18 protein-coding genes, 1 pseudogene and 1 riboswitch are annotated in these 19,637 nt (G+C 70.8%); of the genes and pseudogenes, 10 read left to right on the forward strand and 9 right to left on the reverse strand.

What is annotated here, in order from left to right:
* Positions 1 to 6: 6 nt before the first annotated feature.
* From AB0J93_RS07470 to AB0J93_RS07480, 3 genes are all read left to right on the forward strand, one after another.
* On the forward strand, positions 7 to 807 hold the full coding sequence (locus tag AB0J93_RS07470) for an ABC transporter ATP-binding protein (protein ID WP_363919105.1): 801 nt from the start codon (positions 7 to 9) through the stop codon (positions 805 to 807).
* 170 nt (positions 808 to 977) lie between these two features.
* The gene (locus AB0J93_RS07475; RefSeq protein ID WP_363919107.1) at positions 978 to 2,483 is read left to right on the forward strand and encodes a bifunctional cytidylyltransferase/SDR family oxidoreductase; all 1,506 of its coding nucleotides are present in this window, start codon (positions 978 to 980) and stop codon (positions 2,481 to 2,483) included.
* 36 nt (positions 2,484 to 2,519) lie between these two features.
* Positions 2,520 to 4,217 (forward strand): CDP-glycerol glycerophosphotransferase family protein, encoded by a 1,698-nt coding sequence (locus tag AB0J93_RS07480; RefSeq protein ID WP_363919109.1) that lies wholly within the window; start codon positions 2,520 to 2,522, stop codon positions 4,215 to 4,217.
* 95 nt (positions 4,218 to 4,312) lie between these two features.
* On the opposite strand, the gene AB0J93_RS07485 is transcribed toward AB0J93_RS07480, so the two are convergent.
* Positions 4,313 to 4,960 (reverse strand): DUF4360 domain-containing protein, encoded by a 648-nt coding sequence (locus tag AB0J93_RS07485; RefSeq protein ID WP_363919111.1) that lies wholly within the window; start codon positions 4,958 to 4,960, stop codon positions 4,313 to 4,315.
* A gap of 472 nt (positions 4,961 to 5,432) precedes the next feature.
* Between AB0J93_RS07485 and AB0J93_RS07490 the strand changes: the two genes are divergently transcribed.
* On the forward strand, positions 5,433 to 6,083 hold the full coding sequence (locus AB0J93_RS07490) for a DUF4360 domain-containing protein (RefSeq protein ID WP_363919113.1): 651 nt from the start codon (positions 5,433 to 5,435) through the stop codon (positions 6,081 to 6,083).
* A gap of 63 nt (positions 6,084 to 6,146) precedes the next feature.
* Here the strand turns inward: AB0J93_RS07490 and AB0J93_RS07495 are convergent, their stop codons facing one another.
* The 4 genes from AB0J93_RS07495 to AB0J93_RS07510 form a co-directional block, all read right to left on the reverse strand.
* Positions 6,147 to 6,491 carry a DUF952 domain-containing protein gene (locus AB0J93_RS07495; protein WP_363919115.1) on the reverse strand — a complete coding sequence of 115 codons (345 nt, stop codon included), beginning with the start codon at positions 6,489 to 6,491 and terminating at the stop codon, positions 6,147 to 6,149.
* Between the two features lie 34 nt (positions 6,492 to 6,525).
* Positions 6,526 to 7,335, reverse strand: a complete 810-nt coding sequence (locus AB0J93_RS07500) for a class I SAM-dependent methyltransferase (RefSeq protein WP_363919117.1) — start codon at positions 7,333 to 7,335, stop codon at positions 6,526 to 6,528.
* A 377-nt stretch (positions 7,336 to 7,712) separates the two neighbouring features.
* The gene (locus AB0J93_RS07505) at positions 7,713 to 7,982 is read right to left on the reverse strand and encodes a hypothetical protein (RefSeq protein ID WP_363919480.1); all 270 of its coding nucleotides are present in this window, start codon (positions 7,980 to 7,982) and stop codon (positions 7,713 to 7,715) included.
* Positions 7,983 to 8,044: 62 nt separating this feature from the next.
* Positions 8,045 to 8,356 (reverse strand): hypothetical protein, encoded by a 312-nt coding sequence (locus AB0J93_RS07510; RefSeq protein ID WP_363919119.1) that lies wholly within the window; start codon positions 8,354 to 8,356, stop codon positions 8,045 to 8,047.
* A gap of 492 nt (positions 8,357 to 8,848) precedes the next feature.
* Between AB0J93_RS07510 and AB0J93_RS07515 the strand changes: the two genes are divergently transcribed.
* Positions 8,849 to 9,661, forward strand: a complete 813-nt coding sequence (locus AB0J93_RS07515) for a helix-turn-helix transcriptional regulator (RefSeq protein WP_363919121.1) — start codon at positions 8,849 to 8,851, stop codon at positions 9,659 to 9,661.
* Positions 9,652 to 9,837: pseudogene (locus tag AB0J93_RS07520) on the forward strand (DUF397 domain-containing protein); the annotation flags it as partial. The gene AB0J93_RS07515 and the pseudogene AB0J93_RS07520, both read left to right, overlap by 10 nt.
* A 130-nt stretch (positions 9,838 to 9,967) precedes the next feature.
* Here AB0J93_RS07520 and AB0J93_RS07525 read toward each other — a convergent pair.
* The 4 genes from AB0J93_RS07525 to AB0J93_RS07540 all read right to left on the reverse strand — a co-directional run bounded on the left by AB0J93_RS07525 (position 9,968) and on the right by AB0J93_RS07540 (position 14,413).
* A complete protein-coding gene (locus AB0J93_RS07525; RefSeq protein ID WP_363919123.1) occupies positions 9,968 to 10,849 on the reverse strand; it encodes a C39 family peptidase in 882 nt (293 codons plus the stop codon).
* Positions 10,850 to 11,084: 235 nt separating this feature from the next.
* Positions 11,085 to 11,225, reverse strand: a riboswitch (cyclic di-AMP (ydaO/yuaA leader).
* A 278-nt stretch (positions 11,226 to 11,503) separates the two neighbouring features.
* The gene (locus AB0J93_RS07530; protein ID WP_363919125.1) at positions 11,504 to 12,262 is read right to left on the reverse strand and encodes a hypothetical protein; all 759 of its coding nucleotides are present in this window, start codon (positions 12,260 to 12,262) and stop codon (positions 11,504 to 11,506) included.
* A gap of 256 nt (positions 12,263 to 12,518) precedes the next feature.
* Positions 12,519 to 13,019 carry a hypothetical protein gene (locus AB0J93_RS07535; protein ID WP_363919127.1) on the reverse strand — a complete coding sequence of 167 codons (501 nt, stop codon included), beginning with the start codon at positions 13,017 to 13,019 and terminating at the stop codon, positions 12,519 to 12,521.
* A 119-nt stretch (positions 13,020 to 13,138) separates the two neighbouring features.
* Entirely contained in the window at positions 13,139 to 14,413 is a 1,275-nt protein-coding gene (locus AB0J93_RS07540) for an acyltransferase (RefSeq protein ID WP_363919129.1), read from the reverse strand.
* A 292-nt stretch (positions 14,414 to 14,705) separates the two neighbouring features.
* Between AB0J93_RS07540 and AB0J93_RS07545 the strand changes: the two genes are divergently transcribed.
* The 4 genes from AB0J93_RS07545 to AB0J93_RS07560 are packed head-to-tail and all read left to right on the forward strand — an operon-like array spanning position 14,706 to position 19,157.
* Positions 14,706 to 15,830 (forward strand): glycosyltransferase, encoded by a 1,125-nt coding sequence (locus AB0J93_RS07545; protein WP_363919131.1) that lies wholly within the window; start codon positions 14,706 to 14,708, stop codon positions 15,828 to 15,830.
* Positions 15,821 to 16,873 (forward strand): pseudaminic acid synthase, encoded by a 1,053-nt coding sequence (gene pseI / locus AB0J93_RS07550; RefSeq protein ID WP_363919482.1) that lies wholly within the window; start codon positions 15,821 to 15,823, stop codon positions 16,871 to 16,873. The genes AB0J93_RS07545 and pseI overlap by 10 nt, the downstream gene beginning before the upstream one ends.
* Positions 16,874 to 16,909: 36 nt before the next feature.
* On the forward strand, positions 16,910 to 18,292 hold the full coding sequence (locus AB0J93_RS07555) for a potassium channel family protein (protein WP_363919133.1): 1,383 nt from the start codon (positions 16,910 to 16,912) through the stop codon (positions 18,290 to 18,292).
* Positions 18,210 to 19,157 (forward strand): TerC family protein, encoded by a 948-nt coding sequence (locus tag AB0J93_RS07560; RefSeq protein WP_363919135.1) that lies wholly within the window; start codon positions 18,210 to 18,212, stop codon positions 19,155 to 19,157. The genes AB0J93_RS07555 and AB0J93_RS07560 overlap by 83 nt, the downstream gene beginning before the upstream one ends.
* Positions 19,158 to 19,637: the final 480 nt, after the last annotated feature.

Genomic DNA, 19,637 nt, shown 5'->3' on the forward strand with positions numbered 1-19,637 from the left:
CTTGAAATGTCCAATGATGTGACGGTGACCCTCCCCCGAATCCAGGAGCGAATCCCCACCGTGGTGGTGGACGACGCGCACGTCGTCTACCGGGTGTACCGGGGTTCCGCCGGCAACACCAGCCCGGTGGCCGCCTTCAAGCGGCTGGTCACCCGCACCTCCACACCGAACGTCCGGGAGGTGCACGCGGTGCGCGGGGTCTCGTTCACCGCGTACCGGGGTGAGGCCATCGGCCTGATCGGCACCAACGGCTCCGGCAAGTCGACCCTGCTGCGGGCCATCGCCGGCCTGCTGCCGGTGGAGCGGGGGGCCGTCTACACCCAGGGGCAGCCCTCGCTGCTGGGCGTGAACGCCGCCCTGCTCAACGACCTGCCGGGCGAGCGCAACGTCACGCTCGGCTGTCTGGCCATGGGCATGTCGCCGGCTGACGTACGGCGCAAGCTCCCGGAGATCATCGAGTTCTCCGGCATCAACCAGCGGGGCGACTTCGCCTCGCTGCCGATGCGCACCTACTCCTCCGGCATGTCGGCCCGGCTGCGCTTCTCCATCGCCGCCGCGAAGCAGCACGACGTGCTGCTGATCGACGAGGCCCTCGCGACCGGGGACAAGGCGTTCCGCAAGCGCAGCGAGCAGCGGGTACGGGAGCTGCGGGAGAGCGCCGGCACGGTGTTCCTGGTCAGCCACCAGCTCTCCTCCGTACGGGACACCTGCGAACGGACCATCTGGCTGGAATCCGGCGAGATCCGGATGGACGGTCCGACTCGTGAGGTGCTGGCGGCTTACGAGGCATTTACGAACGGCAAGTAGAGTCTGGGTGAACGAGCGGCGACGTCGCCGAGCGTGCCCAGGATCTTGGGCCGCGTTGTCCCGTTGGGGCGACGCGGCCCGCGCGTTATGGTTCACTCCGTCGCCGCGTCGGCGGAACCTTCCGTTCACCTACCACCACAGTCATGTACCCCCGAGAGCGAGGACCGGCAATGACGCAGGACCAGACCACCGATCCGGGTACCACGCCGGAGGACCGGACGCCGTGGCGACCCTCACGGACGGTGGCGGTGGTGCTGGCCGGCGGCACCGGCACCCGGCTGGGTCTGGGCATTCCCAAGCAGTTGCTCAAGATCGCCGGTAAGCCGATCATCGAGCACACGCTGGCCGTCTTCGAGGCCGCGCCCGAGATCGACGAGATCATCGTGCTGATGGCCACCGGGCACGTCGCCGAGGCGCAGAAGATCGTCGACAAGGCCGGCTTCCGCAAGGTCACCAAGGTCGTCGAGGGTGGCGACACCCGCAACGACACCACCCGGGTCGCGCTGGACGCGGTCGGCGCGGGCGACTGCAACATCCTCTTCCATGACGCGGTGCGCCCGCTGCTCAGCGGCCGGATCGTCCGGGAGTGCGTGAACGCGCTGTGGACCTACTCGGCCGTCGACGTGGCCATCCCGTCGGCCGACACGATCATCCAGGTCGACGAGAACGAGTGCATCACCGACATCCCCGTGCGCGCCACGCTGCGCCGGGGCCAGACCCCGCAGGCGTTCCGCTCCGGCACCATCCGGGAGGCGTACCGCCGGGCCGAGGGCGACCCCAACTTCGCCGCCACCGACGACTGCGGGGTGGTGCTGCGTTACCTCCCGGAGACCCCGATCAAGGTGATCGACGGCTCCGACGAGAACATCAAGGTCACCCACCCGGTCGACGTGCACCTGGCCGACAAGCTGTTCCAGCTGGCCGCCGCCAAGGTGCCGCGGCTGACCGACCACCGCGCGTACAGCGAGGAGGTCTCCGGCCGCACGATCGTCGTCTTCGGCGGCAGCTACGGCATCGGTCACGACCTGACGGAGCTGGCCCGCCGCTACGGCGCCCAGGTCTTCCCGTTCAGCCGTTCCAGCACCGGCACCCACGTGGAGCGCCCCGAGGACGTCGAGGCCGCGCTGCGGACCGCCTTCGAGGCCACCGGCCGGATCGACCACGTCGTGGTCACCGCCGGGATCCTGGAGAAGGGCGCGCTGGCCGAGATGGACCAGGAGACCATCGACCGGGTGCTCCAGGTCAACTTCGTCGGCCCGGTCACCGTCGCCCGGCAGTCCCTGCCCTACCTCCAGCAGACCAAGGGCCAGCTGCTGCTCTACACCTCCAGCTCGTACACCCGGGGGCGGGCCGACTACGCGCTCTACTCGGCCACCAAGGCCGCCCTGGTCAACCTCACCCAGGCGCTCGCGGACGAGTGGGCGGAGTTCGGCGTACGGGTAAACGTCATCAACCCGGAGCGGACCGCCACCCCGATGCGGACGAAGGCCTTCGGCGCGGAACCGGAGCACACGCTGCTCGCCGCCGAGACCGTCGCCCAGTCGTCGCTGGACGTGCTGATCTCGGATCTCACCGGTCAGGTGATCGACGTCCGCCGGCCGCCGGGTGAGGCACCGGTCGCCGTCGCCGTGCCCGCCCAGACCGACCGGGCGGCGAGCGCCGCTGCCGTCGGCTGACCCGTCCGACCACACGACCGCGAAAGCGACACCGAGATGCGTGGTGAGCTGGTCCGGAAATTGACCGCACGGGGCCTGGCCACCGGTGGGGCGGTCCTGGCGTTCCTGGTGGTCGCGCTCACCGGAGCGACCGCCTGGGGGCTCTGTTTGGCCGTGGCGGCGCTCGTCGCCACAGTCTGGGAGCGCCGCGTGCGACCCGGTGCCGACAACGTCGCGGAGACCGCGCTGATCGCGGCGGGGGTGCTGGTCGGCTACGGCCGCCGGCTCGACGCCGGCTTCGACCCGGCCCTGACCGCGACCGCCCTGGTGCTGCTGGGCCTGGTGCTGCTCACCGGTCCACTGCGCCAGGCCGGCAACCTGGAGATCCGTGCCGCCAACCTTCCGGTACGCGCCTGGGTGCCGCAGGTCGCGGCGGTTCTCGGCGACGCCGTGGCCGTACTGCTCGGTCTGCTGGCCCTGGCCGCCTTGACGGGGCTACCCACGGTGGTGGCCCTGGCGGCGACGCTGCTGGTGGGCAGCGCCGCCGCGGCCGTCGCCCTCGACCTGGCCCGGCGTCGGTTCCGGCCGTCACCGACCGGGTCGGCGGTGGCCCGGGCGCTGCGCCGGCACCAGCCCGAGTTCGTCCTGCACTTCTCCGCACCGCCCGGCTCCGAGTACCAGGTCACCATGTGGCTGCCGTACCTGGAACGGATCGGCCGGCCCTTCGTGGTGATGGTGCGGGAGCCGGAGTTCCTGGCCCCCGTTGCGGCGGCCACCACCGCCCCGGTGGTCTACTGCCCCACCACCCGGAGCATGGACGAGGTGCTGGTGCCGAGCCTGCGGGTGGCGTTCTACGTCAACCACGGCGCGAAGAACAGTCACTGCATCAGGTTCACGCAGCTCACCCACGTGCAGTTGCACCACGGTGACAGCGACAAGGCCCCCAGCGCCAACCCGGTCTCGGCGATCTTCGACCGGATCTTCGTCGCCGGTGAGGCGGCCATCGAGCGGTACGCGCGGGCCGGGATCGACATCCCCGCCGAGAAGTTCGTGGTGGTCGGCCGTCCCCAGGTCGAGGCGATCGAGGTGCGCCCGCGACCGGCGCGGGGCCTGACCAACCCGACGGTGCTCTACACGCCCACCTGGACCGGGCACAACGCCGACGCCGACTACTGCTCGCTGCCGGTGGCGGAGCCACTGTTGCGACGCCTGTTGGACCGGGGGGCCACGGTCATCCTGCGGGCCCACCCGTACACCGCGCAGAACCCGGCCTCGTCGCGCCAACTGGCGCGGCTGCACGACCTGCTCGCCGCCGACCGGGGCCGCACCGGCCGGGCGCACGTCTACGGTGCCGCCGCGAGCCGGCTCACCCTGACCGACTGCGTCAACCGCGCGGACGCGCTGGTCTCCGACGTCTCCGGAGTGGTCTCCGACTGGCTCTACTCGGGCAAGCCGTACGCGGTGACCGACCTGGGCACCGACGGCGACCGGTTCGTCGAGCGCTTCCCGCTGGCCGCCGCCGGCTACGTGCTGCGCCGGGACATGGCCGACCTGGACGACGTGCTGACCCGGCTGCTCGACACCGACCCGCTCGCCGAGGCCCGCTGGGCCACCCGCAGCCGCTACCTGGGCGACTTCCCGGCCGACTCGTACGCCGAGGTCTTCCTGACCGCCGCCCGACGCGAACTGGACCCGGCCTGGACCGCACCGGCGCAACGCGCCGCGGTCGCCGCGCCCTTCACCTCCGCCACCTGAGCCCGCCGGTGCGGCGCGTCCCTGCGCCACACCCGGTCACGGTGAGGGTGGCCGGCGAGGCCGACCACCCTTCTTAGCCGTAGGCCGCGGTCAGGTCACGGGCAGGGCTGCCAGGCGAGGTGGTACATCGTCTGGATGCTGCCGTCGGTCGAGTCCATCGTGAGGAAGCTCGTGTCCGTGGACCTGCCCCGGCTCAGGCGCAGCTCGGTGTTGATGTTCAGGTTGCGCAGCTCACCGCAGGGGTGCCAGACCACGGAGGCGATCGGCACCTCGTCGCTCACCATCCAGTTGTCGTCGAGCGGGGCGGGGATCGGGTGGTTGCTGAAGGTGCTCTGCGTCATGCCCTGGAAGTAGTAGTTCGCCCGGGCCGAGGCGACGGCGCCCGGGTTGAGCAGCCCGTACCCGCGGTAGTCCACCTTGACGATCGCGAAGGTGTAACCGGCCGGGGCGTGAACCAGCACGTTGAGCTGGCAGTTCCGGCGCCCGTCGGTGACCGGGATGCCCGGACCCGCCTGGACCAGGTAGTCGCTGTAGATCGTGGTGAAGGCGGTGTTGTCCGGGGAGACCGCGACATCGGCAGTGCCGGGCCGGCACCCGGAGCCGGCCATCGCGACGAGGTCGATCACGACCTTGTCGGTGGGCGGATCATCCATGACTCCCTTAGCGGACGCCGGCGCCCCCACGGTCAACGATGAAGCGAGTAGCGCAAGCACCACGCCGCCCCGCGTCAGCAGTTTACGCATGAATCCTCCTCCGGTACAGGAAACGACGCCACATGCGGAACAAGCTACGTACAGACATAGATGGATGTCAACGTAATTTCAATTTCGCGATACCAACTTCGAGTCGAATATTATTCGGCTTGGTCTGGCGGCATTGTGCCGTCCCACAGGGTGGAGATCACGCGAAGCTTCGACCCGGGCCGCCAGTCGATCAGGCACATACCCCTTACGCAGCAACAGTTATAGAGGTTGATCTCCACGTGTGACAATTCCGATCAAGCACCCGCCAGTAATGGATCACATAGACGTAGGCTGATGCTTGCGAGCCTCGTTCCGCATCGCTAGCATCCTCTCGCAGAACGCCATCCGAGTGCTCTACACCCACCACTCTCCGCCACCCACAACGGGCCGGTACGCGCAGAGCCTCACGGCCGTTCGGCGAAGAAACACGCGTTGAATTCGGTGAACATCAACTGCATCCGAGAGGAACGGAATGACAAAGAACCTCGTCGGCGCGAGAAACGGGATCTTCGCCGTAATCGGCACGGTTCTCGCGTTGTCCCTGTCCGCACCGGCCCACGCCGCTCCATCCGCTTCCACCGCTGCACCGGACAGCGAGATCACCGTCGAGGTGGTGGCAGCCAACGGCTCCGGTTGCTCGCCCGGCACCGCCCGGGTGGTGGCCCATCCCGACAACACCGGCTTCCGGATCCGGTACTACGACTTCGTCGCGACCGCCGGCCGGGGCGTCGACGTCACCGACAGCCGTAAGAACTGCCAGCTCGGCGTGCTCGTCAACGTGCCGGCCGGGTGGACCATCGCCGTCGCCGCCGCCGACTACCGGGGCCGGGCCCGGATCCCCACCGGCGCGACAGGTCGCCAGCGTACGACCTACTACTGGCAGGGCTCGTCCGAGACCAGCCGCACCGACGCGACCTTCACCGGTCCCTACAACGGCTTCTGGGGCACCTCGGACGTCGCCCCCGTGCTCGTCTACGTCCCGTGCGGACAACAGCGGGTACTCAACGTCAACACCGAGCTGAGAGTGGACGCGGGCACGGCCGGCTCGAACGTCAGCATGTCCATGACGACGACCGAAGGTGACGTGGACACCCTGTTCAACCTCAAGTGGGAACGGTGCTGATGCCCTGATCCGGCACTGCCACGCCGCCGAGCCACCCGACGGCGGGCGCGGATGGACTACTCGTCACGCGCCCGCCGTCGCTGGAACGTCCTCGTCCACCCGGGCCGCACCCGCGACCTCGTGGACCTCACGAACCGCTTCCGCCGGCAGTGCCGCGTAGACGTGCGGGAACGGCCCGCCGTTCGGGGCGTCCTCCCACCGCAGCACATCACGGAGCAGGGACGCGTCGAGCGCGACGATGACAAGCTGCGGCTGGTCGCCGAAGACCCGCGCCGCCGTGGCGGGCAGTTGGGATCGCGACGAGCAGTGGATGAAGCCGCTGTCCCGATCGAACGGTGAGCCGTCGAACCGGCCGGCAGCCTGGAACTCGGCCCATTCGGCGGGCAACAAGATCTTGTAGATCAGCACGTCGCCATGGTGTCAGAGGGCGACAGGTCAGCCGTCAGTCGAGGCGTACGGCGATCTGGAGCATGTTCAGGTAGTGCTTGCGTACCGTCCCGGCCGGGCGCGCGGCGATCAGTTCCCGGATCCCGTCGAACAGGGTCCGCCGCTGCCAGGGCGCGGCGGCGATGTGACCGGAGTACGTGGAGAGCAGGCTCAGGTACTCCTCGGCGGTGTAGTCGCGGCTCCAGACGTAGCGGTGCACGGTCGGGCGGGCGAAGAACCCGCTGCCCGCCATCGCCGCCGCGTCGGGGGCCGCGATCGCCTCGGGTGGCTTCGGACCGCCCTGCCCGTCGCCCATGCCGACCTCGTCGTAGATCCGCTCGACCTGACGGAAGAAATCGTCGCCCCCGGGTGGCGACACGTGCTCGGTGGCCACGATCGCCAGATGACCGCCGGGGCGCAGCAGTTCGGCGGCCCGGCGGTAGGCGACCTCCGGGTCCAGCCAGTGCCACGACGTGGCAGCGAAGACGAGGTCGAACGACGCGAAGTCGCCGGTTTCCCACCGCTCGAAGGGCGACACCACGACGCGTACGTCCCCGCGACCGGCGAGCACGCGACGTGCCACGGTGGCCAGTTCCCGTCCCGGTTCCAGGCTGACCACCTGCCAGCCGCGCGCCAGCAGACCACAGGTGGCCTGGCCGGTACCCGTGCCGATCTCCAACACCCTGGCCGGCCCGGTGGTCAGGCCCGTCGTCGTGGCCAGGTCGCCGAACATCCGTTCCGGATAGCCCGGTCGGGCCTGCTCGTACAGCTCAGCGGCCGTGTCGAACGTCGTCGCCAGCCCCGCGTAAGGCTCCTGCTCCCCCATTGCTCCCCCGCACATGTGTCGGACACCGAGGTCAATGTCACCCCTGATCGTCGCATCACCCCCACCCGCCAACCTCCCTCCACCGCCCCACCCACTCACCGTCCCCACTCCACCCGCCGCCCGCACCCGACCCGGCGCCCCCACCCAACCCGGCACCCCACCAACCCGGCGCCCCACCCAACTCGCCACCCCACCGACCCCGGCACCCCACCCGACCCGCCGCCCATCGCCCCTCGCGGTCCGCTGCGGCCGGCCGATCCCCAAGATCTTGGACAGTTTCCGTTCTTCGCGAACAGTTCTGCGCTAACGGAAAATGTCCAAGATCTCGTGTTTCTCGCCGCCGCATGAACCTTGGCGGTCGGGCGGCGACGGGGTCGCTAGGTCGGGCGGCGGGTCCAGGCTATGAAGCGGGTGAAGAGGATGGTGGGCTCGGGGGCGTCGTGGGGGTTGAGGTGGTAGAGGTCGCGCATGGCGTCGTACATCAGGCCGGCCAGGTAGATGCACAGGCCGGGCAGGTTCCCGTCGTACTCGACGCGTAGCAGCAGCCGGGCCTGCCCGCAGGGCCAGGGTTGCCCGTCCGCCCGGCAGCACCACATCGGCCGCAACGGAGTGTGCGGCACCTCGGCGTCACAGGCGTACGGACGCAGCGGACGCGGACCCCGCTCGGGAGCGAAGAGTCGGGTGGTGATCGCACCCGACCGGCCCACGGTCACCGCCGGCCCCCGTTGGCCCGCCACTGCTGCCCCGGCGTCAACCAACCGGGACGCCCCGGACGCAGCATCGGCAACGGCCGGGTCGGCTCCCGCATCCACTCCGGCAGGTGCGTACCCCGTTGCCGCTGCGGCAGGTACGTTCCGTGCTGAACCTGCGGCAACCCCGTGCCCCCTTGCCGGCCCCACGACACCTGCCGGCCCCACGACACCTGCCGGCCCCACGACACCTGCCGGCCCCACGACACCTGCCGGCCCCACGACACCTGCTGGCCCCACGACACCTGCCGGCCCCAACAACCGCGGGTCACGCGACACCTGCTGGCCCCGCGACAACTGCGGGTCACGCTGAAGTGGACACTGTCCGGTGCGCGGTTGAGGCGGTGGTAGCCGGGCGCCGCGCTGCTCCTGCCGCCGTGGCGAGTACACCGGCAGCGACTGCCGCCCTGGCGAGTACACCGGCAGCGACTGCCGCCCTGGCGAGCACTCCGGCAGCGACTGCCGTCCCGGCGAGTACACCGGCAGCAGCGTTGTCGGGCACAGGTACCAGGCAACCCGGGTACGCACATCGACCTCCCAGTCAGCGATCGGAAGGGCCGCCCGGACGCGGGGGAAGGCGCACGGGCGGCCCCGGGACAGAACCGCCCCGTCCCCTGTGGATGGGAGCGGCCCCGTTGCGTGACAGTCTGGTGAGGACGGCACTACGGTCGGAAGGCATCGACGCTGGCCACGGTGGGGTCCGGGTGCCCCGATCCAGCCCTGGGTGACCCCTTGGCGATCTTGACTGACCCGGTGGAGGGGACATGGAACGCGAGCAGCCTTCCGACCTGCATGAGTTGATCCGTACGCAGCTTCGCCGGCTGCGTACTGCCGCCGGCATGAACCAGGAGGAGTTCGGTCGGCGGACGAACTATTCGGCGTCGCTGGTGTCCGCTGTGGAGGTGGGCACCCGCCCGCTCGATCGGCCGTACGCGAAGCGGGCGGATGAGGTCCTGGAGACCGGGGGCATGTTCGAGGAGTTGCTGCGGACCGCCGAGGTCCTGCGCCAACCCGCGTGGTTCCTGCCCTACCTGGAGGCGGAGCGGAACGCCCGGCAGCTCCGCTGTTACCAGCCGACGCTGGTGCCGGGCCTGCTCCAGACCGAGCGCTACGCCCGAGCGGTGATCCGGACCGACGCCGCGCTGACCGAGGCGGAGGTGGAGCGTCGGCTGGCCAACCGGATGGCCCGGCAGGCGGTGCTGGAGCAGGACGACCCACCCCAGCTCGTCGCGGTGATCGACGAGGTGGTGCTGCGGCGGGTCGACGAGGAGCTGAAGGACGTGCTTGTCGAGCAGGTGCACCACCTCATGGCGCTGGCCACCCGGCCCAACATCAGCGTGCACCTGGTGCCCACCGGCGTCGGCATGCACGATGGACTGACCGGCCCCTTCATCCTTGCGAGGGGCGCGGACGGCGGCTGGGTGGGTAACCTGGACACCCAACTCGGCGGCGTCCTGGTCGACAAGGACGACGACCTGAGTGTCCTGCTGTCGAAGTGGGAGACGGTGCGCAACGAGGCACTGTCCGGCCGCCAGTCGATCGAGCGCATGAAGGATGTTGTGAAGCCATGGATCTGAACGGCGCGACCTGGCGCAAGTCCACCCGCAGCGGCTCCAGCGGCAACGACTGCGTGGAGGTCGCCGACAACCTGCCCGGCATCGTGCTGGTCCGCGACACCAAGAACCGCGACGCCGCCACGCTGGCCTTCACCCCGGCCGCCTGGGCGAGCTTCGTCGGCCTGGCCAGGCAACACGGCCCACACGCCCGACGTACCCGAACTCCGTCGGCCTGGCCAGGCAACACGGCCCACACGCCCGACGTACCCGAAACGGAAGCCCTCGGCCAGCGGGCCGAGGGCTTCCGGGTGCAGCGGGACGATGCGGTCAGGCCGAGTAGCCGCGGGTGGCGGCCCAGTTGGCCAGATCGATGGTGCTGAGCCAGTACGACGGGTACGAGGCGTCCGCCGAGTCGGCGATCCTCACCAGCCGGCCGGAGTCCTTGTAGCCGACCACGGCGATGTAGTGGCCGCCGGGGAAGGAGTGCCAGCGGCCGTCGGTGTCGGTGACGCTGCCGGCGACGTTGACCACGACGCCCCGCCCGTCGGTGACGGCGGCGACGACGTCCGCCTGGAGCTGGTCCATCTGGGCCGGGGTGGCCGCACCGCCACGGATCATCGTGGTCTCGTACGGGTCGCCCTTGACGACGGCGTTGAGGACGCGGGTGGTGTCCTCGGCCGAGTTGGTGCCGGCGAACGTGGTGCCGAGCTGGCCGGCCAGGGCATCCTGGCTACGGGTGACACCGGCGGCGCTGAGGGCGTTACGTACCGCGGCGGGACCGCAGTAGTAGCCGTTGATCTGGGCCTGGTGGTCGTACTCCAGAACCTTCGAGGCCGGCGGCTTCGGTGCCGCCTTCTTGCTTACCAGGTCCGGGTCCGCGGTGGCCTTCGGTGACGGCGAGGCGGCGGCGCTGGCCGGCGCCGCGCTGGCCGGTGCGGCACTGCTCGGTGCGGCACTGCTGGATGCGGCACTGCTGGGTGCGGCGGTCGTCGGCGCTACCGCGACCTGGTCCTGGCTCGGCGGCACCGCGATGTCCCCGCGCAGCTCGGCGGCGGTCGTGGGCTGCGTGGGTGCCGGGGTGTTCCCGGTGCCGGCGAGAGCGGCTCCGGTGCCGGTGGCCAGGACGAGTGCCACGGCAGATCCGGCAACGAGCTGATAGGGGCGTTCGCTGACCAGCCGGCGGAGCCGGCGGGAGAGGGTGTGCTTCACGATTCCTCCACGGGCTGAGGGGAAGAACGGCACACCGGCTCGGACGGTCGGGTCGGCACAGGGCACCGACGACCGCCCGGGTGAGCGGGACAGGCCGTTCAGGGGTACGCCCGGAGAACCCGGGCGGTGGCGATGACCGGGGTCAGCTCGCGGCGGTCGGGCCGGCGAGCACGGGCACCGCGGTGCCGTGGAGGCGGGGGAACAGGGGGATCACATCGGACTGCACGAGGGTTGGTACTCCTTCCGTCACCGCCGACCGGGTTAGCTGACGGATTCGGGCGGGAAGACGCCCTACCGCGGGCCGAAGCTCGCGGATTCACCCCAGTGGTGCAGTGGGTCCCCGGTTCGTGAGATCACGATTGAGCGGGTCGGTACGGCGTCGCTTCCTGCGATCGGTTACCGCACCGGACGCGCTGACACTACTGGCCGGTCACCTCGAAGCCAACCCGCCTTGACCTGCTTAAACATGATCGGGTACGGCAATTTTCGGGTATCTGAGAACTGGCGTCGCTCAATGGGACCGACGGCATTCCGGGCACCTTTGGGTGACAACGGGACGGCTGGTGGACAATCTCGACGGAGATTGCTGCGGTAATCGCCTCACCTACGAACAGTGACCGGATTCCCGGCTGATGTGACCCAGCTCACGGAATTTCAGCCGAGTCGAGCCGGGCGCCAGCGTGGGACCGGGCCGGGCCGCCCGATGATGGCCCGGCCGGAGACGGGCACCTGGTTCGGTCGGAGCCGTTCGGCCGCCGCGTACGCCTCGGCGGAGAGAGCGCGGGCAGCCTCGGTGGCCAGTTCCGCCGCCCGCCACAGGTCCCGCTCCCGCTCGGCGGCCGATCGGTAGGCGGCCCGGCGGTTGTCGCGTACCACTCGGGCGAGGACCACCTCCTGGTCCGCCGGGTGACGCCGGGGATCCCAACCGGACCGGTGCGCCAGCACGTCGCTGAGCTGCCGGGCGGTCAGGTCACCACGCCAGTGGGCGGCCATTGCGGCACGGCGCAGCCAGCGCTCCCGGGCCGCGTACTCGGCCGGGGTCCGGGGGGTGCGCGGGGTCGGCAGTCCGGCGACGCCGGCCAGCCGACGGGCGGCGGCCTCCGCCTCGTCGTACGCGGCCCAGGCGCGGTCCAGTTCCGCCTGGGCCACCCGCCAGGCCGTACGCCGTCGCTCGGCGTTCTGCCCGGCGCCGGCTGCCGCGACCGCCACCTCCCCGGCGTATCGGCTCAGGTCGGCCTGCTCGATCGCGACACGGGCCGCGTCCTCGTCGGCGGGTTTCTCCACCGGCCCGGCCGGCTCCGGGCGGGCGACCAACACGGTGAGTACGCCCAGCGCGAGCACGAGCAGGACCGACCAGATGGCGGCGGCGCGTGGCACCTCGATCAGGAACTGGTAGAGGACGGTCTTCTCCATGGCGGCACCTCGGGGAGATCGAAACGGCGCCGGTGGCCGTACCGGCAGTGGATCGCGGATGGCGTTGCGCGCAGCCTCGGGCTCGTGTGGGCGGTCCCGCTCGTTCTGCCGAGCACCGACGGCGCGGCTCGATCTGGCGAGCCCGACGGCGCGGCTGGCGGCAACGGGCTGGCAGGTGCTCGGCGCGGGTGCGGCACCGAGCGGTGCGGACGCGACGGGACAGCCGCCGGAGGCTTGGCGTGCGGTGTCGCCGGAATCAGGCGTGCGGTGGGGCGCGGGCGGCCCGGGCGCCCGCAACCGGGGCCGCCGGCCCCCGCGTGACGCCCACAGCGACGCCGCCGAACGCCGTCAGCCCGGGCCGACCACAGGCCGCCGGCTGCGTCGCGGACGCCCCGGCCCGGTCGGCGTGATCATCGGCAGCACGCTCGGTCGGCGACGTGGACGCCCCGGCCGGGTCGGCTGAGTCACCGGCACACCGCGCGGTCGGCGTCACCAGGCCGACCAGGTCGAGGGGGGCGACCAGAGCGAAAGCGGCGGCCAGGTCGAGGGGGGCGGCCTGGTACCAGTCGGCGGACGCGGGTGGTGCGGCGGTCTCGACCGGCGGTGCCGTGGCGACGAGCCGGTCGGCGGGAGCCGGATGGCCGGGCAGCGCCCAGGCGCCGAGGGTGAAGGCGGCGGCGACCGCGAGCCCGGTCAGCAGCCGCGCGGCCCAGCGCGCCAACCACCACAGAGGACGGGCGGGCGCGACGGGAAGCACCTCACCACGCTACCGCCACAGCCGCCGGCACGCACCGGTCGTCGGGCGTGTCGTACCGTCCGGCGCGTCGCGCATGCACGTCGATCCGCGCAGGTCAGGTAGCCTCCAACTCGCCGTCCTCAGTGGATGGATCGGCGCTCCGCGCCCGTCGCGGAATCCGCGCCGGCACCGGTCACCCGCTGGCGCGGCAGCCCGTCCATCGGGGTCTCGGATCGCACCGCCACACCCGATTCCGTTGCTCGCGCCGCACCACTGGGCGTCGTGGACGCCGCGCCACCACCCGGCCGGCCGGGTCGCGGCGGTCGGGACGGGGCCAGGCGGCGCATCATCGGCTGTTCCACGTACCGGTGCAACAGAGCGGCAAGCCCCAGGGTGAGCAGCAGGAATCCGATCACCGCGAGCGGGCCCCACCAGCCGGGCAGGCCGGTGCCCCAGTCGCCGGTCGATCGCAGGATCGTCATGATGACGAAGACGTGCACGAGGTAGAACGCGAACGAGACCTCGCCGAGCCAGACCATCGTCCGGGAGCGCAGCGGCGAGCGTCGCCCGTGCACGTCCGCGTCGGCCGCCGCGGCGATCACCAGGACGTACGCCGCCGACAACAGCGCCGCCCAGAATTCGGCCCGGATCCACTGGGAGGCCGCCACCCAGGTCAGGACGAAGATCAGGCTGGCCAGGGGTAGCCGGGGCCCCCGCCAGCGGCCCCGCAGCATGAGTTCGGCCGCGGCCACGCCCATCCAGAACTCCAGCGAACGGACCAGCGGGAAGACCTGGGCGAACCACCAGCGATCCGGCTCCGGCACCAGTGCCTGCCCGGGCCAGAGCGCCAGGATCAGCAGCGGCACCGCGATCACCACGGCCCACAGCAGCCACGGTCGGGCCCGTCGCACCGCCGGCAGCACAAGCGGCAGGCACAGGTAGAAGAACAGCTCACAGGAGAGCGACCAGCTGACGTTGTTGACGCTGTAGAAGTGGCCGGGCCGGGGATCCCAGGCCTGCACCAGCAGGAGGTTCTCCAGCGCCGCCACCGGGTTGATCGGATCGGCGAACCAGAGCATCGCCAGCATGGCCAGCGCCCACAGCACCAGATGGTTCGGATAGATCTTGGCGAACCGACGCCGCCAGAACCGGCGCCGGGAGGCACCGGGCCGCGCGGACCAGACCAGCACGAAGCCGCTGAGGATGAAGAAGAACTGCACCCCGGACAGGCCCAGGGTGAAGATCTCGCCCACCACCGCCTGGGGGCCGGGGTCGGCGATGATGCGCATGGTGCCGGCGTGGAACCCGAACACCAGCAGCGCGGCGATCCACCGCAGTCCGGTCAGCGACGGCAGGCGATCGGCGTCCGTACGCCCGGGGGCGGTCGCCGGCGCCGCGAGGGAAGTGCTCGTCATACCCACCTCCCGGTTCTCGACCACGTCACACGCACGCCCATCTCCTCCCGGCCGCCCGGGCGGGAGCCGGATCCCCCGTGGTAACCGGTGTGGTGCGGCCCGCCGGGCACCCTACCCCGGGAGTCGGCGCACAACCGCTGCCTCTGCCGTCCTGCGTACTCCGGAGGCCACTGCCGCGGCATTTGCCCAGTTACCGTCGTTAACCCGGCACTCATCGGCTGTTCAAAAACTCCACCGGGCCCGGCCACGTCAGGTTCCAGGTACGTCAACCCGGGTGGCTCAAGGTTTCCGGGTGGTCACACAGCCGACGCCAACGCCGCTGCTGAGCATCGTCGTGCCGGTTTACGGCGTCGAGGCGTACCTGCGCCAGTGCCTGGACTCCATCCACGCCGACCTGCCGGGTGACGAGGCGACGCAGGTGGAGGTGATCGCCGTCGACGACGCCTCACCGGACCGGTGCGGTGAACTGCTGCGCGGGTACGCCACCGAGCGTCCCGGGCTGCGCGTCCTGCATCTGGACCGCAATGTCGGTCTCGGGCCGGCCCGCAACGCGGGCCTGGACGTGGCCACCGGCCGGTACGTGTGGTTCGTCGACAGTGACGACCGGCTGCCGGCCGGGACGATCCCGGCCGTGCTGGACCGGCTCCGCGTGGACCGCCCCGACGTGATGATGGTCGACCACCTGCGGGTGCACGAGTGCGGCCGCGAGGAGGTGGACGCCAGCAGCCGGTTGCTGCGCGGAACCCCCGGCGTGGTGCGGCTGGCGGACCGGCCGCAACTGCTGCGGGTGCAGCACACCGCCTGGAACAAGGTGGTACGCCGGGAGTTCATGGCCGAGTTGGGGCTGCGCTTCCACCCCGGCTGGTACGAGGACATCCCGTTCAGCCACCCGCTGCTGATCGGCGCGGAGCGCATCAGCGTGCTGGACCGGGTCTGCTATCTGTACCGTCAGGGTCGCCAGGGCGCGATCACCTCGACGCGCAGCGGTCGGCACTTCGACTCCTTCGAGCAGTACGATCGGCTGTTCGCCTGGCTTCGTCAACGGCATCCCGACGGGCGCTGGCACGCCGAACTGTTCGACCTGATGGTGAACCACTTCCTCGTGGTGGTGGGCAACGACGACCGGTTGCATCCGCACCTGCGCCGGGACTTTTTCCGCCGGGTCGCCGCGCACTACCGCAGGTACCTGCCCAGCGGCGGCTACCCGCGGCCAGGCGGAGTGTCGGGGCTCAAGCACCGGCTGGTCGGCCGCGACAGCTACCTGGCGTACGCGGCGCTGCGGCGGGCCCATCGGCTCGCCGGCCGGCTACGCGGCGGCACCGGCGGGGATCCCGCGACGGGCGGGACGGACCCGGCATCGGGCAGCCCGACCCGGGACCGCACCTTGGTAAGCACGCACGGAAACGGATCGGAATGACGTTCAAGATCGGGTCGCATCTGGTCGGCGCCGGAGAGCGCCCCTTCGTGGTGGCCGAGATGTCCGGCAACCACAACGGAGACCTGGACCGTGCGCTGTCCATCGTGGATGCCGTGGCGGCCAGCGGCGCGCATGCGCTGAAGCTTCAGACGTACCGGCCGGACACCATCACCATCGACGTGGACACGCCGGACTTCCGCATCTCCGGCGGGCACGAGCTGTGGGGCGGGCAGAACCTGTACCGGCTCTACGAGAAGGCGCACACCCCGTACGAGTGGCACCGGCCGATCTTCGAGCGGGCCCGTTCCCTGGGGCTGACCGTCTTCTCCTCCCCGTTCGACGCCTCCGCGGTGGAGTTGCTGGAGGAACTGGATGCTCCGGCGTACAAGATCGCTTCGTCGGAGTTGGTCGACCTGCCGCTGATCCGGCTGGTCGCGGCCACCGGCAAGCCGATGGTCATCTCGACCGGGATGGCCACGCTGGCCGAGATCGACGCCGCCGTACGCACCGCCCGCGACGGCGGTGCCGGCGGGATCATCCTGTTGGCCTGCACCGCCTCCTACCCGGCGCCGCCGGCCGACAGCAACCTGCGCCGCATCCCGGTGCTGGCCGACGCGTTCGGCGTGCCGGTGGGCCTGTCCGACCACACCCCGGGTATCGGGGTGCCGGTCGCCTCGGTGGCGCTCGGCGCCTGCTTCATCGAGAAGCACGTCACCCTGGACCGCGCCGACGGCGGGGTGGACTCCGACTTCTCCCTCAACCCCACCGAACTGGCCGCCCTGGTGGTCGAGTCGGAGCGGGCGTACGCGGCACTGGGCGGCACGGCGGTCGGGCCGACCCCGGCCGAGCAGGAGGGCCTGCGCTTCCGGCGCTCGCTGTACGTGGTGGCGGACGTACGCGCCGGCGACGAGGTGACCGTGCACAACGTCCGCTCGATCCGACCGGCCGGTGGACTCCCCCCGGTGGAGATCGACCGGGTGCTGGGCCGCCGATTCACCGCCGACTTGGCGCGCGGCACCGCGCTGAGCTGGGACCTGATCTGAGGGTGCCGGTTCCACCGGACGGGTATACCTCTGCGTATGACCTTGGTGGCGGTGACGGTGGGCCTGGCGTTGATAGCCGTGGTGGTGGTCGACGTCTGGCTCACCGTGCTCCATCCGGACGCGGAGGGACCGGTCGCCCGTACGGTCCGGCGGCTGGTCTGGCGGGCCTCGTCGCTGACCGCCGGCCGACGTCGGACGCCTCGCCGCACGCCGCTGGTCTGGGCGGGACCGATCCTGGTCACCGGCACATTCCTCGCCTGGCTAGGGCCGCTGGTGCTCGGGGTCGCGCTCGTCGTCTGGCCGAACCTGGACGGCTACCACCGGGTCGCCGGTTACGGGCCGGCCGATTTCGTCGACGCCCTCTACTACGCCACCGGGCTGCTGACCGTACTCGGCTTCGGTGACATCACCCCGGACACCGGGGCACAGAAGCTGTTCGCCGTGACCGCCGCCGCCCTCGGCTTCGGTTTCTTCGCCGCGTTGGCCACCTATCTCATCGAGCTGATCACCGGGCTGGCGGTCCGCAATCGGTTCGCGCTGACCATCCATGACCAGGTGCGCGGCACCGACGGGGTGGGCCTGCTCGCCCGAAGCTTGACCGACGAGGGGGTCGACGTCGCCCGAGAGCGGTGTATGGCCTGGGCGGCGACCCTGCGGGAGGTCGACGACACCGTTCGTCGGTATCCACTGGTCGCCCTCACCTACCGGCCCCGCCGCCGGGACTACGACATCGAGCCCGCCCTGGAGCAGATGGCCGCAGTCACCGTCGCGGCGCTGCTGGCCGCCAGGTGTGAACCGTGGCGCGGCCTCCGACCCCGGGCGGAGGAACTGGCGTACGCCCTGCTGCGGCTCCAGGACACCATCGCCAGTCGTTACCTGGGGCGCCATCTGCTGCCCGCGCGCAGCGAGCCGGCAGCAGGTGACGCGGATCCCGATGAGGTGCTACGACGGCTGCACGCTCGGCTGGTCGATGAGTTGGGGCCGCGGTTCGATCAGCCGCCGGGCGGTGACGGTTTGGTCCACGAACTGCTCTCCCAGTCGCTGCCGTTCCTCGCGGCGTTGCGCGGCTGGTCGGTGCTCGGGGTCACCCGCGACGGCCCACCGATCGGGGTGGCTCGCCCGGACGAGCACACGCACCCCTTGACACACGAAGCATGCTTCGTGAATACTGGTGCGCAGTTCGAGGGGGAGTACCCGACGCACTGCGCGCCACCGTCAGTACGGGCCCGGCCCATCCGGGCCTCGGTGACGCGGCCACCACACAGGTGGCCGGGGAGACCTTCGTCCGGCAACGCCGGGCCCGGCGACGGGCCCGGCCGGACGAGAGGTCTTCCCGGTGTCTGTCTCCTGGTGGGTCTGGGCCCTGCTGATGCTGGCGATCGCCGCGATGCTGGCCGTCGACCTGTTCCTGCACCGTGACAACCACGTCATCGGCTTTCGCGAGGCCGCGACCTGGTCCGGTATCTGGATCGCCGCCGGCCTGCTGTTCGGTGTGATCCTCTGGGCGTGGCAGGGCGGCGACGTGGCCGGCACGTACTTCGCCGGCTATCTCATCGAGAAGGCGCTGTCCATCGACAACGTGTTCGTCTTCGCGATGATCTTTGCCTACTTCGGAGTTCCCGCCGCGTACCAGCACAAGGTCCTGTTCTGGGGAGTCATCGGTGCGCTGGTGTTCCGGTTCGTGTTCATCTTCGTCGGCGCGGAGCTGCTGGAGACGTTCTTCTGGACCGCCTACCTGTTCGGTGCGTTCCTCATCCTGACCGCCTACAAGATGGCGTTCCGGCACGGCGAGCAGACCCCGCCGGACCGTAACCCGGTGGTACGCCTGGTCCGCCGTCTGGTGCCGACCGATCCGGCCTACCACGGCGACAGGTTCTTCACCCGGGTCGACGGCAGGCGGGTCGCGACCCTGCTGTTCGTGGTCCTGATCGCGGTCGAGACCACCGACCTGATCTTCGCGATCGACTCGGTCGCGGCGATCCTGGCCATCACCACCAGCACGTTCATCGTGTGGACGGCGAACGCGTTCGCGATCCTCGGGCTGCGCAGCCTGTACTTCTGCCTCGCCGGCCTGCTCCGCCGCTTCGTGCACCTGCACTACGGCCTGGCGGTGCTGCTGGCCTTCGCCGGGGTCAAGCTCATCCTGTCCGAGACCCCCGTCGGCAAGCTTCCCATCCCGGTGACCCTGGGCGTCATCGTGGCCACGATCGCCGTGTCGATCGCCTGGAGCCTGCGCAGCACCAGCTCGCGCTCGGAAACGCCGGAGCCCGCACAACTTCCCTGATGGTGCGGTCTCAACCGGTACCGGACACCGCGACATCGGGAAAGTGCACGAATCCCGGCCGGCCGGGTCGGCGGGGGTGGTGGGGGTGAAGGCGACGGTGACGACCAGGTCGGCCAGCGGCAGGGTGCGCCACAGCCACACGGTGCCGGGTGGCACCTCCAGGCCGTGCCGATGCCACCAGGTGGCCACCGGTACGTCGGCGAGTTTGGCCAGACACTCCACGCGGGTCCACCGGCCCCAGAAGTCGGTGGCCCCGAACCGACGGGTCAACGCGGCGGGTAACGCAGCGCCGGCACGCTCGGCGTCGATCGCGACCCGCCAGCCGGGCACCGGCGGGGCGTACCAGCCGACACAACGTCCGTCGCCGAGGTGGCTGCGGGTGACGGCGTCACCCGAGTCGGCCACCGCCGCCACCCGCAGGTGTCGTGGTGCGGCGGCGAGCAGGGCGGAGACCCGTTGTCCCGCACCGTCGTGGGTGCG

It is taken from the genome of Micromonospora sp. NPDC049374, from assembly GCF_040677165.1.
Classification (GTDB): Bacteria; Actinomycetota; Actinomycetes; order Mycobacteriales; family Micromonosporaceae; genus Micromonospora.

Bases quoted from the DNA above. Each gene is read 5' to 3' on its own strand.
- AB0J93_RS07500 (WP_363919117.1), bottom strand. From the start codon at position 7,335: ATGGGGGAGCAGGAGCCTTACGCGGGGCTGGCGACGACGTTCGACACG.
- AB0J93_RS07485 (WP_363919111.1), bottom strand. From the start codon at position 4,960: ATGCGTAAACTGCTGACGCGGGGCGGCGTGGTGCTTGCGCTACTCGCT.
- AB0J93_RS07555 (WP_363919133.1), top strand. From the start codon at position 16,910: ATGACCTTGGTGGCGGTGACGGTGGGCCTGGCGTTGATAGCCGTGGTG.
- AB0J93_RS07475 (WP_363919107.1), top strand. From the start codon at position 978: ATGACGCAGGACCAGACCACCGATCCGGGTACCACGCCGGAGGACCGG.
- AB0J93_RS07480 (WP_363919109.1), top strand. From the start codon at position 2,520: ATGCGTGGTGAGCTGGTCCGGAAATTGACCGCACGGGGCCTGGCCACC.
- AB0J93_RS07470 (WP_363919105.1), top strand. From the start codon at position 7: ATGTCCAATGATGTGACGGTGACCCTCCCCCGAATCCAGGAGCGAATC.
- AB0J93_RS07490 (WP_363919113.1), top strand. From the start codon at position 5,433: ATGACAAAGAACCTCGTCGGCGCGAGAAACGGGATCTTCGCCGTAATC.
- AB0J93_RS07515 (WP_363919121.1), top strand. From the start codon at position 8,849: ATGGAACGCGAGCAGCCTTCCGACCTGCATGAGTTGATCCGTACGCAG.
- AB0J93_RS07540 (WP_363919129.1), bottom strand. From the start codon at position 14,413: ATGACGAGCACTTCCCTCGCGGCGCCGGCGACCGCCCCCGGGCGTACG.
- AB0J93_RS07530 (WP_363919125.1), bottom strand. From the start codon at position 12,262: ATGGAGAAGACCGTCCTCTACCAGTTCCTGATCGAGGTGCCACGCGCC.